The 12,260-nt window shown below is 73.5% G+C and carries 13 protein-coding genes and 1 riboswitch; of the genes, 7 read left to right on the top strand and 6 right to left on the bottom strand.

The features are described 5' to 3' along the window. Positions 1–226: 226 nt before the first annotated feature. The 3 genes from ACFVYI_RS18325 to ACFVYI_RS18315 form a co-directional block, all read right to left on the bottom strand. A complete protein-coding gene (locus ACFVYI_RS18325) occupies positions 227–1,411 on the bottom strand; it encodes a thiolase family protein (RefSeq protein ID WP_387886524.1) in 1,185 nt (394 codons plus the stop codon). A 176-nt stretch (positions 1,412–1,587) separates the two neighbouring features. Beyond that, the gene (locus ACFVYI_RS18320) at positions 1,588–2,646 is read right to left on the bottom strand and encodes a serine hydrolase domain-containing protein (RefSeq protein ID WP_387886522.1); all 1,059 of its coding nucleotides are present in this window, start codon (positions 2,644–2,646) and stop codon (positions 1,588–1,590) included. A 157-nt stretch (positions 2,647–2,803) separates the two neighbouring features. Next, on the bottom strand, positions 2,804–3,895 hold the full coding sequence (locus ACFVYI_RS18315) for a glycoside hydrolase family 19 protein (protein ID WP_387886519.1): 1,092 nt from the start codon (positions 3,893–3,895) through the stop codon (positions 2,804–2,806). Between the two features lie 299 nt (positions 3,896–4,194). On the opposite strand from ACFVYI_RS18315, the gene ACFVYI_RS18310 reads away from it, so the two are divergent. Beyond that, on the top strand, positions 4,195–4,968 hold the full coding sequence (locus tag ACFVYI_RS18310; RefSeq protein WP_387886517.1) for a GntR family transcriptional regulator: 774 nt from the start codon (positions 4,195–4,197) through the stop codon (positions 4,966–4,968). Between the two features lie 234 nt (positions 4,969–5,202). Beyond that, positions 5,203–6,729, top strand: coding sequence for an alkaline phosphatase family protein (locus ACFVYI_RS18305; protein WP_387886514.1), 1,527 nt, complete (start codon positions 5,203–5,205; stop codon positions 6,727–6,729). An 86-nt stretch (positions 6,730–6,815) separates the two neighbouring features. On the opposite strand, the gene ACFVYI_RS18300 is transcribed toward ACFVYI_RS18305, so the two are convergent. Then, a complete protein-coding gene (locus ACFVYI_RS18300; RefSeq protein WP_387886512.1) occupies positions 6,816–7,238 on the bottom strand; it encodes an HIT family protein in 423 nt (140 codons plus the stop codon). A gap of 158 nt (positions 7,239–7,396) precedes the next feature. On the opposite strand from ACFVYI_RS18300, the gene ACFVYI_RS18295 reads away from it, so the two are divergent. Further along, entirely contained in the window at positions 7,397–7,585 is a 189-nt protein-coding gene (locus ACFVYI_RS18295; protein WP_387886508.1) for a YegP family protein, read from the top strand. 91 nt (positions 7,586–7,676) lie between these two features. On the opposite strand, the gene ACFVYI_RS18290 is transcribed toward ACFVYI_RS18295, so the two are convergent. Next, positions 7,677–8,372 carry an MSMEG_1061 family FMN-dependent PPOX-type flavoprotein gene (locus ACFVYI_RS18290; RefSeq protein ID WP_387886506.1) on the bottom strand — a complete coding sequence of 232 codons (696 nt, stop codon included), beginning with the start codon at positions 8,370–8,372 and terminating at the stop codon, positions 7,677–7,679. Between the two features lie 128 nt (positions 8,373–8,500). On the opposite strand from ACFVYI_RS18290, the gene ACFVYI_RS18285 reads away from it, so the two are divergent. Beyond that, positions 8,501–8,806 carry an antibiotic biosynthesis monooxygenase family protein gene (locus tag ACFVYI_RS18285; RefSeq protein WP_387886504.1) on the top strand — a complete coding sequence of 102 codons (306 nt, stop codon included), beginning with the start codon at positions 8,501–8,503 and terminating at the stop codon, positions 8,804–8,806. A 53-nt stretch (positions 8,807–8,859) separates the two neighbouring features. On the opposite strand, the gene ACFVYI_RS18280 is transcribed toward ACFVYI_RS18285, so the two are convergent. Beyond that, positions 8,860–9,108: an SCO4226 family nickel-binding protein gene (locus ACFVYI_RS18280; RefSeq protein ID WP_387886502.1), complete on the bottom strand. Its 249-nt coding sequence runs from the start codon at positions 9,106–9,108 to the stop codon at positions 8,860–8,862. A 236-nt stretch (positions 9,109–9,344) separates the two neighbouring features. Beyond that, positions 9,345–9,472: riboswitch (FMN riboswitch) on the top strand. A gap of 191 nt (positions 9,473–9,663) precedes the next feature. Here ACFVYI_RS18280 and ACFVYI_RS18275 point away from each other — a divergent pair. The 3 genes from ACFVYI_RS18275 to ACFVYI_RS18265 are packed head-to-tail and all read left to right on the top strand — an operon-like array spanning position 9,664 to position 12,226. Next, entirely contained in the window at positions 9,664–10,326 is a 663-nt protein-coding gene (locus ACFVYI_RS18275; protein WP_387886499.1) for a riboflavin synthase, read from the top strand. Then, positions 10,323–10,970: a nicotinamide riboside transporter PnuC gene (locus tag ACFVYI_RS18270; protein WP_387886497.1), complete on the top strand. Its 648-nt coding sequence runs from the start codon at positions 10,323–10,325 to the stop codon at positions 10,968–10,970. Before ACFVYI_RS18275 ends, ACFVYI_RS18270 begins: the two co-directional genes overlap by 4 nt. Further along, positions 10,967–12,226, top strand: coding sequence for a bifunctional 3,4-dihydroxy-2-butanone-4-phosphate synthase/GTP cyclohydrolase II (locus ACFVYI_RS18265; protein ID WP_387886495.1), 1,260 nt, complete (start codon positions 10,967–10,969; stop codon positions 12,224–12,226). The genes ACFVYI_RS18270 and ACFVYI_RS18265 overlap by 4 nt, the downstream gene beginning before the upstream one ends. Positions 12,227–12,260 lie beyond the last annotated feature (34 nt).

The raw sequence follows: 12,260 nt of genomic DNA, 5'->3' as shown, positions 1-12,260 counted from the left end.
GCCCGCCGGTATCACGCTGCTCGTTCACCATGGCCAGAGAACCGCCCGGAGATCGTTTCTGCCAGCCCTGCCATCTTCCCACGGGGTGCCGCGGCCCCGCGCGTTCCGCCCGCCCCACCTGCGCCGCCCGCCCCACCTGCGCCGGACCCCGCCCGGCGCAGGACGCCGGCCGCGGTCCGACGTCCTGCGCGCGGCTGCTCGGGAGGCGAGGCCGGCCGCCGGCCGGTCAGTCCAGCGCCTCCAGCACGGTGGCGTTGGCCAGGCCGCCCGCCTCGCACATGGTCTGCAGTGCGTAGCGCGCGCCGCGCCGGCGCATCGCGTGCACCAGCGTGGTCATCAGCCGGGTGCCGCTCGCGCCGAGCGGGTGGCCGAGCGCGATCGCGCCGCCGTTGACGTTCACCTTCGCCGGGTCGGCGCCGGTCTCCTGCAGCCAGGCCAGCACCACGGAGGCGAACGCCTCGTTCACCTCGAACAGGTCGATGTCCGCCAGGGAGAGCCCGGACCGCCGCAGGACCTTCTCGGTGGCGGGGAGCACGCCGGTGAGCATCAGCAGCGGGTCCGAGCCGGTCACCGCGAAGGAGTGCAGCCGGGCCAGCGGGCGGAGCCCCAGCCGGGCGGCCGTCTCGCTGCTGGTGATCAGCACCGCCGAGGCGCCGTCGTTGATCGGGCTGCTGTTGCCGGCCGTCACCGACCACTCGATCTGCGGGTACCGCTCGGCCATGGCCGGGTCGACGAAGGCGGGCCGGAGCCCGGCCAGCGCCTCGGGCGTGCCGCCCGGGCGCACCGACTCGTCCATCGTGACCGTCCCGGCGGCCGTCGCGACCGGGGCCAGCTCCGCCTCGAACCAGCCCGCGGCGTGGGCGTGCGCGGCCTTGGCGTGCGATTCCAGGGCGAAGGCGTCCATCGCCTCGCGGGGGACGGACCACTTGGCGGCGATCAGCTCGGCGCTGACGCCCTGCGGGATCAGCCCGCCGGGGTAGCGGGCGGCGATCGCGGCGCTGAACGGGTCCGCCCCGGGCGGCACGTTGGACCACATCGGCACCCGGCTCATCGACTCGATGCCGCACGCCACCACGAGGTCGTACGCGCCCGCGATCACGCCCTGGGCGGCGAAGTGGACGGCCTGCTGGGAGGAGCCGCACTGCCGGTCCACGGTGGCCGCCGGGACGGACTCCGGCAGGCCGGCCGCGAGCCAGGCGTGGCGCGTGGTGTTCATGGCCTGCTCGCCGACCTGGTCGACGCAGCCGCCGATCACGTCGTCGACCAGGGCCGGGTCGATCCCGCTGCGCCCGACCAGGGTCCGGAGGGTGTGCGCGAGCAGTTCCACCGGGTGGACGCCGGAGAGCGCGCCCCCCGGTTTGCCCTTGCCGATGGGGGTGCGGACGGCTTCGACGATCACGGCGTCACGCATGACGGCCGCCTTCCTCTGAGGGGCTCCGGGCGGTCGGCTCGGAGCAGGAGGGTAGTTGGAAAGGCAAACCCACTATAGGGCAGTGGGTTTGGAAGTCCAACCATCTCGCCTCGGTGGAGCCGGTGTCCGCGGTCACTCCACCTGAGCCCTGTCACCAACCTCCATGGTCAGTACAGCTAGCCGCCGTTCTGCAGGGTGCGCAGCAGGGCGATGCCTCCCGGGTCGACCGATCGGCGGGTGTTGGCCAGGACTATGACGCCCACCTGCTTCTCGGGGTCGAAGGCGACGAGGGAGCGGAAGCCCCCGGTCTCACCGTTGTGCCAGATCTGCAGGTGGCCGCCCTGGCGCGGGTGCAGCCGGTGGCCCAGCCAGCCGAGGTGCGCCCAGGCGAAGGGGTTGACCTTGTGCTCCACCTGCCGGGTGAGGGCGATCGCGGGCGCCAGGGGAGAGTCGCCGCCCGTACCGGAGGCCAGCTGGGCCCGCAGCAGCACCGCCAGGTCGGCGGCGGTCGAGCGGAGCCCGCCGGCGCCGGCGAGGTCGGCCAGCTGCCACCCGGGCACCGGGCGGCGTCCGGGTGTGTGCCCCCGGGCGAGCCGGGCGGCCCGCTCCCCGTCGATGCCGATCACCGTGTCGGCGAGACCGAGCGGTTCGCAGATCTCCCTGGTCACCAGCTCCTCGTACCCGGTGCCGGCCCGGTGGGCCAGGGCCAGGCCGAGCAGACCGGCGCCGAGGTTGGAGTAGCGGAAGCCGCGCCCGGGCACCGCCCGCAGTCTGGTCCGGGCGAGCCCGGCGAGCAGCATCTCGCCGGTGCAGTCGCGGTACGGGTCCGGCTTGTTCGGGTGGAGCAGGGCCGGCAGCAGCATCCCGGCGGGCAGCCGGGGCAGGCCGGAGGTGTGGGTGGCGAGGTGCCGGAGCGCGATCGGCGTACCGCGCCGCGCCGGGACGCTCGTACCGGGCGGCAGCGCGTCCGCCAGGACGTCGGCCAGCGGCTCGTCGAGCCGGGCCGAGCCGGCGAGCACCAGTCGTGCCAGCGCGAGCGAGGTGAACACCTTGGTCACCGAACCGATTTCGAACAGCGTCCGCGGGCCGGGGACGTCGCCGGCTGGGCCGGCGGTGGTGCTCCCGGCGCCGCGGATCTCCACCGCGCCGCCGGCCAGGGCGGCGACCACCACGCCGACCTGCTGGGCCGCGAGCCGGTCGGCGGTCTGCTGGACAAGGCTGCCAAGGTCGTTCATGGCTTCGAGCGTAGGGGCCCCGTCGGTGCCCGGTCGTCCGCCGTGACGATGATTCCGGCCCCCGCCGGTCCTCCGGCAGGCGTACGCCCCGCTGCTCCCCGTGGTGTGCCGGGGGAGCGGCGGGGCGTACCGGGGTGGTGTCACCCCTGGTACGGCGTCAGCAGCCCAGGTTCGAGCCGGGGACGGTGCCGAGGATCTGGGTGAAGGACTGGTAGGCGTTGATCCGGCTCTGCACCTGCGCGGGGTTGCCGCCGTTGCACTCCAGCGAGCCGTTGATGCTGCGGATCGTCTCGCCGAAGCCGTACCCGTTGACGATGGCGTTGTGCGGGGTCATGGTGCCCGGGCCGGTCTGGGTGTTCCAGTACCAGAGCGCGGTCTTCCAGGCCACCGCCGGGTCGGTCTGCACCAGGTTGGGGTTGTGCAGCAGGTCGATGCCCAGGGCGTCGCCGGCGGCCTTGTAGTTGAAGTTCCAGCTCAGCTGGATCGGGCCGCGCCCGTAGTACGCGGCCTGCCCGGCCGGGCACCCGTACGGCTGCGAGCCGTCGCAGTAGTGCGGGTAGTTGGCGGTGTTCTGCTCGACCACGTAGACCAGGCCGCCGGTCTCGTGGTTCACGTTGGCGAGGAAGGCCGCGGCCTCCTGCTTGCGGACGGTGTCGCTGCCGGTGTTGGCGAACCCGGGGTAGGCGCCGAGCGCGTCGAGCAGGCCCTGGTAGGTGTAGAAGGAGTTCCGGTTCGGGAACATCTGGTTGAACTGCGCCTGGCTGACCGGGAATCCGCCGGGGTTCGGGGTCGTGGTCGGGGTGGGGGTCGGCGTCGTCGGGCCGCATGCGTACGGCTCCCAGTACCAGGTGCTGATCACCGGGTCGTAGCCCGGGTTGTCGTGGGTGGCCCGGTAGAGCCCGCCGTTGGAGTGGCGGACGATCGCGCCGGTGGTGTAGGTGCGCCCGGCGACCCAGTCCGGGTAGGCGCAGCTGCCGGGGGTGGGCGTCGGGTCGGTCTGGCCGCCGCAGGTGCCCTGGTCGGCCCAGACGCCGGTGCCGGCGGTGCTCGGGGTCTCGTTCTGGGTCCACCACTTGGCGGACCAGTTGTGCCCGTTGTAGGAGACGGACGCGCCGCCGGTGTACGCGGTGGACGCGTTCCAGGGTGCGGCGCAGGCCGCCGCGTTGGCCGCCGCGGCGGGCAGCAGCAGGATGACGGCCAGGGCCGTGACCATCGCGGAGAGCAGTGCGAGCAGGCGTTTCGTTGACACTTGATCACCCCTTGTGCGGTGGGGGCCGCACGGTCGTGGAGGGAGGTGGGTGGTGGCAGGGGGCCGCGGCCCCGCGGTGCGGCGGCGCGTCGTGGGGGGACGGGCCGACGGGTGCGGTCCGACCGGGGTGCGGGCGGACCGGGGTGCGTGCGGACCGACCGGGGTACGGGCCGGTGCGGGCCGTGCGGGGTTGACCCCAGACTCAAGCGGAATGGTCTATACCTGTCAAGGGGCGACGGCGCCCGGGGGCGAATTCGGCCGGAACCGGACGGTGCCGCGGAGTCTGCGAGGATGGCGCAATGGAAGAGACCTCCGGGCCGGCCACCCCGCCCGGCCCCGGCGCGCCGTTCAGGTCGGGCATCCCCGAACACGGCCGGGTGCCCAAGTACTACGCGGTCAAGGGTCAGTTGGAGGGGCTGCTCGACGAACTCGGCGAGGGCGGCGTGCTGCCGACCGAGCGCGAGCTCGCGGCCCGCTTCGAGGTGGCCCGGGAGACCCTCCGGCAGGCCCTGCGCGACCTGCTGATCCAGGGGCGGGTCCGCCGGCGCGGGCGCAGCACCGTGGTCGCCGGGCCCAAGCTGGAGCAGCCGCTCTCGCTGGCCAGCTACACCGAGGGCGTCCGCCGCCAGGGCAGGGTCCCCGGCCGCAACCTGATCGGGCTGGAGCAGTTCGCCGCCGACCCGCTGCTCGCCGGGCAGTTGGCGATCGGGGTGGGGGAGCGGGTCTGGCACCTGGAGCGGGTGCTGCTCGCGGACGGCGAGCGGGTCGGCCTGGAGAGCACCTACCTGGCGGTGGCCCGGGTGCCCGCGCTGGACCGGGAGTTCGACCCCGGAGCGTCCCTCTACGCCTTCCTCCGGGAGAAGGCCGGCATCGAGTTCGGTGCGGCCGACGAGCGGATCGAGACGGTGCTCGCCTCCCCGCGCGAGGCCCTGCTGGTCGGCACCCCACCCGCCCTGCCGATGCTGCTGCTCCACCGGCTGACCAGGGACACGGCCGGCGTTCCGCTGGAGCGGGTGCGCTCGCTCTACCGGGGCGACCGGTTCAGCTTCACGACCCGGCTGGAAGCCGACTGACGCCTCCGGTCACCGCCCGCCCGGAGTCGTGCCCGCCCGGAGCCTCGCCGGGCCGTCGTACCTCGCCGGGCCGCGCTGCGTGCCGTCCCGCGATACCCGTGCGCCGGCCCTTCCTTGATCACTGAATGGTAACGGGTCTGGACCGAGTTCCCGCGCTGTTCACGCCCGGGACGAAACCCCGGCGACCGCCGTCCATCCGCTGCTCCGAGCCTTGTCGTCGCCCCCCTTCGCTTCATGACGGACCCTCAGGAGTACGACGTGACCGCAGGAATGCCCCGCCGCAGCCTGTTCCTCGGCGCCGCCGCCGCCGCACTCGCGGCCGGCCTGCCGGCCCTCGCCACCCGCCCCGCCTCGGCCGCCACCACCGCCGGCCGCACCCCGAAGGTCCTGGTCATCGGCCTCGACGGCGCCATGCTCAACCGGATCAAGGACGCCGGTGCCGCCAACCTCAACGCCCTGATGGCCGGCGGCCTCACCGCCGCCAGCAGCCTCTACGCCGCCCCGATGGCCGGCACCTCCTCCGGCCCCGGCTGGTCCACCATCGCCACCGGCGTCTGGCCCGACAAGCACAACGTCCGGGACAACAACTTCACCGCCCCAGCCTTCGCCGCCTACCCCGACTTCCTCACCCGGATCGAGACGGCCGCCCCCGCGCTCGCCACCTACGTGGTCGCCTCCTGGGCGCCGATCGCCAACACCATCTACTCCAGCCGGGTCGACACCCGGGTGGCCACCCCGGACGCCGAGTACGACACCGGCACCACCTCCCGCGCCGTCGCCAGGCTGCGCGACGGCAACCCGGACGCCGTCTTCGTCCAACTCGACAACGTCGACCACGCCGGCCACGCGAGCGGCGCCGCCAGCCAGGCCTACCTGGACGCCATCCGCGGGGTGGACGCCCAGGTCGGCCAGCTCGTCGCCGCGGTCCGGGGCCGCGCGAGCTACGGGCAGGAGGACTGGCTGATCATGATCACCGCCGACCACGGCCACACCGACACGGGTGGCCACGGCGGGTCCACCTGGAGCGAGCGGCAGACCTTCGTGATCGCCAACGGCGGTGGCCTCCCGGCCGGTTCGGTCCGCCACGACGTCCGCATGGTCGACCTCGCGCCCACCGCCATCGCCCACCTCGGCATCGCGATCGACCCGGCCTGGAACCTCGACGGCAGCCCGATCGGCGGCCTCGTCCCGGACGCCTTCGACGCGCTGCGCCCGCAGCTCACCGGCCCGGTGGACGAGACCGGCATCGCCGCCGGGACGGTCGGCTTCACCCACACCCCGCCGAGCGGCTGGTCGATCGACAACTCCGCGATGGGCACCGGCGGCGTCACCGAGTGGCGCGGCTGGGCCTTCACCACCGACGAGTTCTGGACGAAGACCCAGCGCGACCAGTACCGCGAGCTGAACGTCCGCTCGCGCAACGTCTTCGCGGTCGCCGACTCCGACGAATGGGCCGACAAGACCTTCAAGGGCACCTACGACTCCACCCTGGTCAGCCCCGAGTACCCGGTGGCGGGCCTGGGCACCGTCCCGGTCTCCTTCACCACCTACTACCAGCAGGAGGGCAGCCAGACCGCCCAGGTGCTGGCCGTCTGGGACGGCGGCACGCCCGTCGTCGTCAAGAGCTACGGCGCCGAGACCAACGGCCGGCAGGTGCTCGCCCTGGCCGTGCCGCCCGGCGCGAGCCGGCTGCGGCTGCGCTTCCGCTACACCGGCAGCAACAACTGGTACTGGGTGCTGGACGACGTCCGCGTCGGCTGACGGCCGGGGCCGCGCCCACCGAGCGCCAAAAACCGGGGGCCCGCCGACCGGCCGTGACGGCGCCCACACCGAGGGCCCACCGGGGCCTACCGACCGGGCGCGGCGAGCGCGGCCCGCAGCCGGTCGGCGACCGCCGCCGCGCCCGCCTCGTCCGGGTACGTCCCGCGCGGCCAGAAGAAGCCGCGCAACCCGTCCTTCGGGTTGCGCGGCACGACGTGCACGTGCAGGTGCGGCACCGACTGACTGATCCGGTTGTTCGCCGCGACGAAGCTGCCGGCCGCCCCGAGCCCGTGCTCCACGGCGGCGGCCACCCGCTGCACCCGCAGGAAGAACGGCCCCACCTCCGCCGCCGGCAGGTCCGCCAGCGTGCGGTGGTGGGCGCGCGGCACGACCAGCACATGGCCGGGGAAGAGCGGCCGGCGGTCCAGGAAGGCCACCGCCGCCTCGTCGTCCAGGATCCGGTGGGCCGGCTCCTCGCCCGCCACCACCGCACAGAAGACGCAGTCCATCCGTTCATTCAAGCCACCCCCCGCCGGCCCGGCACCCCCGCGGACCCGGCGCGGTGGCGCTTCACCCGTCCGGCCGTCGACCGGGTGCGGCCGCCGGACGCGCGGGCGCACGGTGCAGGAGGGGCGCGCCGTGCGTCCCGATCGAGGAGGTGGCCCGGATGGCGGGCAAGTTCGAGGTCTACGAGGACGCCGGGGGCAAGTACCGGTTCCGGCTCAAGGCGGGCAACGGCGAGATCGTCGCCACCGGTCAGGGCTACGCGAGCAAGGAGGCGGCCCACAAGGGCGTCGACGCCGTCCGGCGGGCGGCCGCCGACGCGAACGTGGTGGACGTCAAGGCCGCGGCCTGAGCGGGGTCCGCGCCGGCGGCGGTCCGTCCGGTCCGCCGCGCGGCGCGGTCCGGCCTCCCGGCGCACGGCCGCGCCGCACCGGCGGGCCCGCCTACTCGTACCGGTGGAGCAGCGACTCCCGCTCGGTCTGTTCGATCATCTCGATGGTCAGGCCGGGATCCCGCAGGTGGGAGAGGGTGACCTCGGCCGAGCTGGGCTGCTCGTCCTTGCCGAGCCAGTTCCCCGGCTTCCACGCCGAGCTGCGCAGGAACGCCTTCGGGCAGTGCGCGTACACCTCCTCGACCGCCACCACGATCGCGCTGCGCGGCGGCTTGCCGACCGCCGTCAGTTGCTCCAGCAGTCGCGGGTCGGTGGACACGCAGGCCCGTCCGTTGACCCGGAGCGTGGTGTCCCGGCCCGGCACCACGAAGATCAGCCCGACCTGGCCGGTCTCGACGATGTTGTGCAGGGTGTCCAGCCGCTTGTTCCCGGTGGCGTCCGGGAGTGCCAGCGTGTGCTCGTCCAGGACCGACACCAGCCCGGCCGGCCCGCCGCGCGGCGACACGTCGCACCGCCCGGCCGCGTCCGCGCTCGCCACGAAGACCAGCGAGGAGCAGGCGATCAGCTGTCGTGCCACCTCGTGGATGTGGTCGACCTGCTTGCGCCGCGCGTGGTCGCCGGGCTGCTCGTAGATCTCCCGCAGCTCCGCCGCGGCGCGCACCGCGTCCGCGCTGAGCGCCGCGAACAGGCTCGCCGGCGCGGTGGGCCCGCCGCTTGACGGAACGACGGTTTCCGGTGTGGTGGTCATACCCGGAAATCTAGCGAAGGCGTCCCGGGCAGTGACCGGGCGGCTCTCATCAAGGCTCTGCCGGACCCTCCCCACCAGCGGTTTTGCGCAGATAATGGGGCCAGGGGCCTTCACGGGAGGTGGTGGACGTGATCGTCAGGATCTGGGCCGGGCAGGTCATGGCCGGGCGCGTCGAGGAGTTCTGCGCGGTGCTGACCACGCAGGTGATCCCCCAGCTCGGACGGACGGACGGCTGCCTGGGCGGCGAGCTGCTGCGCTCGGTGGCGGAGGACGGCCACCGGGTGCTGGTGTTGAGCCGGTGGCGCGACGAGGACGCCCTGCGCGGGTACGCGGGCCCGATGTGGCGGATCAGGCCGGTCTGGTCGGAGGGCGAGCTGAGCTACCTCGCCCACCCGCCCGAGGTCAGCCACTTCACGCCGGTGCCGGCCCTCTGAGTCTTGCGGAGCCCGCCGTGCGAACGGCGTCACACCGCGAGGTGCGAACGGCGTCACACCACGAGCGGCACCGGGTTGATCTCGTCCGCCGGGTGGCCGGTGCGCTCGTGGACGCGCTGCACGGCCTCCTTCGACGGCGCCTCGGAGAGGCAGTAGACGGTGCCCGACTCGGGATCGGCCCAGGCCTGCTCGAAGTGCACGCCTTCCTCGCCCTCGACCGCCAGGTCGGCCTGGTGGGCCATCCGCAGCTGCTCACCGGTGATTCCGGTCATGCCGTGGTGGACGTCCATGAACTTGGCCATCGTCCTCGCACCTCCTGGAGCCCGGTCGGCCGGTACCGGCCGTGTACCACCAGCCTGCGCCCGCCGCACCCCGGCGCGCCACCCGGGCGGCCCGGAGCCCTGGGCGGGCCACCGCGCGCACCGCCCGCGCACCCCCGCGCATTCCCGCCCCGCGCGTGAAACAGACCACAGCCGAAGCCTCTCCCTCGGCCTGCGCGGGCCATGGCACAATGACGTCAGTAGTAGCAGTGACGTTCAGCGCACTCCGGGGTCGGTGAAAATCCGAACCGGCGGTTACAGTCCGCGACCCGTCCGCAGCCAGCGGCCGGTTGACCAGGTGAAATTCCTGGACCGACGGTTAAAGTCCGGATGGGAGGCGTGCGCGGCGGACGAAGAGCAGTACCCGTGGTCCCCCGGTGGACCTCGGGGAGGTGTGCGACGGGAGAACTCTCTCCCGGCGGTTGTGCGGCAGCCCGGCGACGGGTCCTGTCCGTCGGCCCGCGCTCCGGTGCCCGTCCGTGTCCTCTCCCGTGCCACCACCCCGGAGTCCGCGCCCCAAGCGCGAGGAGAACCCGGGTGTTCACCGGCATCATCGAAGAGCTCGGCGAGGTCGTGTCGATCGAGGAGATCGGCGACTCCTCGCGAATCCGCCTGCGCGGTCCGGTGGTCTGTCAGGACGCGCACCACGGCGACTCCATCGCGGTCAACGGCGTCTGCCTGACCGTCGTCGACACCCCCGAGCAACTGGCCGCCGGTGCGGTCGAGTTCAGTGCCGACGTGATGGCCGAGACGCTCCACCGCTCCAGCCTGGGCGAGCTCGCGCCCGGCTCCCGGGTCAACCTGGAACGCGCGATGGCACTCGGCGCGCGGCTCGGCGGACACCTCGTCCAGGGTCATGTCGACGCCACCGGCGCCCTGTTGGGCCGCGAGCCCGGCGAGCGCGACGCCGACGGCAACCTCCGCTGGGAGGTGCTGCGCTTCTCGCTGCCCGCCACCATCTCCCGCTACCTGGTGGAGAAGGGCTCGATCACCGTGGACGGCGTCAGCCTGACCGTGGTCGAGGCCGCCCGCGACAGCTTCACCGTCAGCCTCATCCCGGCCACCCTCGCGCTGACCACGCTCGGGACCAAGGCCGTCGGCGAGAGCGTCAACCTGGAGGTCGACGTCCTCGCCAAGTACGTGGAGCGGCTGCTCGACTCCCGCACCCTGCCCTCGACGATCGCCGGAGAAGACCAGTGAACTGGCTCAGCGCGGAAGCGTTCACCGTCTTCGGTGAGCACGTGAAGTGGGCCGACATGATCGGCAACCTGCTGGGCCTGTCCGGCCTCGCGCTCGGCTGGCGCCGCTCGGTGTGGAGCTGGCCGGTCCAGCTGCTCTCCGGTGCCGTGCTCATCACGGCCTACCTGAACGGCCACGTCCCCGGCCTGATCGGCAAGCAGCTGATCGTGGTCGCCACCGCCGCCTGGGGCTGGACGCAGTGGCAGCGCGGCCGGCGCGGGGCGGACGGGATCGCCGTCCGGTTCGCCAGCTGGCCCGAGCGGGCCGCCCTGGTGGCCGGGACGGCGCTCGGCACCGGCGCGCTGGCCTGGCTCTTCCTGGCCAACCCCAGCCTGTCGTGGAGCCCCTGGTCGGACGCCTACATCTTCGTCGGCACGCTGGCGGCGATGGTCGCCCAGGCCCGCGGCTGGGTGGAGTTCTGGTTCGCCTGGATCGCCGTCGACGTGGTCGGCGTCCCGCTCGCCTTCAACAGCGGCTACTCCTTCTCCGGCCTCACCTACTCGATCTACTTCGTCCTGGTACTGCTCGGCCTGCGGTCCTGGTGGCTGAGCACCCGTGAGCCGCGCCCCACGTCCGCCACCGTCCCGCAGGGAGCCACGGCATGACCGCCAACCAGACCGACGACCTCGACCTCGCGCTCGACCCCGTCGAGCGGGCCGTCGCCGACATCGCGCTCGGCCGCGCCGTGATCGTGGTCGACGACGAGGACCGCGAGAACGAGGGCGACATCGTCTTCGCCGCCTCCGCGGCCACCCCCGAGCTGATGGCCTTCACCATCCGCTACAGCTCCGGCGTGATCTGCGTCCCGATGACCGGTGCGGAGCTGGACCGGCTCAAGCTGCCCCCGATGACCCAGGTCAACGAGGACCGCAAGGGCACCGCCTACGCCGTCTCGGTCGACGCCCGCGACGGGGTCGACACCGGCATCTCGGCCGCCGACCGCGCGCGGACCGTCCGGCTGCTCTCCTCCACCGGCACCGAGCCCGGCGACCTCACCCGCCCCGGGCACGTCTTCCCGCTGCGGGCCGTCGAGGGCGGCGTGCTCGTCCGCCCCGGCCACACCGAGGCCGCCGTCGACCTGGCCCGGCTGGCCGGGCTGGCACCGGCCGGCGCCATCGCCGAGGTCGTCAACGACGACGGCACCATGGCGCGGCTGCCCGAGCTGGTCGCGTTCGCCCGCGAGCACGGCCTGGCGATCATCTCCATCGAGGACCTGATCGCCTACCGCCGCCGCACCGAGCTCCACGTGGACCGGGCCGCCGTCACCGCGCTGCCCACCGCGTACGGGGAGTTCACCGCGGTCGGCTACCGCGGCACCATCGACGGCGTCGAGCACCTCGCCCTGGTCGCGGGCGGCCTGGACGCCGACGGCCGCCTCCCCGACGGCGAGGACGTGCTGGTGCGGGTCCACTCCGAGTGCCTCACCGGTGACGTGTTCGGCTCGCTGCGCTGCGACTGCGGCCCGCAGTTGGAGGCCTCCCTGCACAAGGTGGCCGAGGCCGGCCGAGGCGTCGTCCTCTACCTGCGCGGTCACGAGGGCCGGGGCATCGGCCTCGCCCACAAGCTGCGCGCCTACGAGCTCCAGGAGCAGGGCCGCGACACCGTCGACGCCAACCTCGACCTCGGTCTGCCCGCCGACGCGCGCGACTACAGCATCGGCGCCCAGATGCTCGGCGACCTCGGCGTGCGCTCGCTCACGCTGCTCACCAACAACCCGGAGAAGCTCGCCGCGCTCACCGAGCACGGCCTCAAGGTCAAGGGCCGCGAGCCGGTCGAGACCCCGGCGGGCGAGCACAACCTGCGCTACCTGCGGACCAAGCGCGACCGGATGGGTCACGACCTGCCCGGCCTCGGCTCCTGAACCACCTCCGTCCCGACCCCCCGAAAGAGGAACA

The organism is Kitasatospora sp. NPDC058218 (genome assembly GCF_042882445.1).
GTDB lineage: Bacteria > Actinomycetota > Actinomycetes > Streptomycetales > Streptomycetaceae > Kitasatospora.
Note: the sequence above shows the minus strand (reverse complement) of the source record. Positions and strands in the feature narration are given on the sequence as shown.

Bases quoted from the DNA above. Each gene is read 5' to 3' on its own strand.
- ACFVYI_RS18265 (WP_387886495.1), top strand. From the start codon at position 10,967: ATGACCGCCAACCAGACCGACGACCTCGACCTCGCGCTCGACCCCGTC.
- ACFVYI_RS18310 (WP_387886517.1), top strand. From the start codon at position 4,195: ATGGAAGAGACCTCCGGGCCGGCCACCCCGCCCGGCCCCGGCGCGCCG.
- ACFVYI_RS18300 (WP_387886512.1), bottom strand. From the start codon at position 7,238: ATGGACTGCGTCTTCTGTGCGGTGGTGGCGGGCGAGGAGCCGGCCCAC.
- ACFVYI_RS18280 (WP_387886502.1), bottom strand. From the start codon at position 9,108: ATGGCCAAGTTCATGGACGTCCACCACGGCATGACCGGAATCACCGGT.
- ACFVYI_RS18305 (WP_387886514.1), top strand. From the start codon at position 5,203: ATGACGGACCCTCAGGAGTACGACGTGACCGCAGGAATGCCCCGCCGC.
- ACFVYI_RS18320 (WP_387886522.1), bottom strand. From the start codon at position 2,646: ATGAACGACCTTGGCAGCCTTGTCCAGCAGACCGCCGACCGGCTCGCG.
- ACFVYI_RS18325 (WP_387886524.1), bottom strand. From the start codon at position 1,411: ATGCGTGACGCCGTGATCGTCGAAGCCGTCCGCACCCCCATCGGCAAG.
- ACFVYI_RS18295 (WP_387886508.1), top strand. From the start codon at position 7,397: ATGGCGGGCAAGTTCGAGGTCTACGAGGACGCCGGGGGCAAGTACCGG.
- ACFVYI_RS18290 (WP_387886506.1), bottom strand. From the start codon at position 8,372: ATGACCACCACACCGGAAACCGTCGTTCCGTCAAGCGGCGGGCCCACC.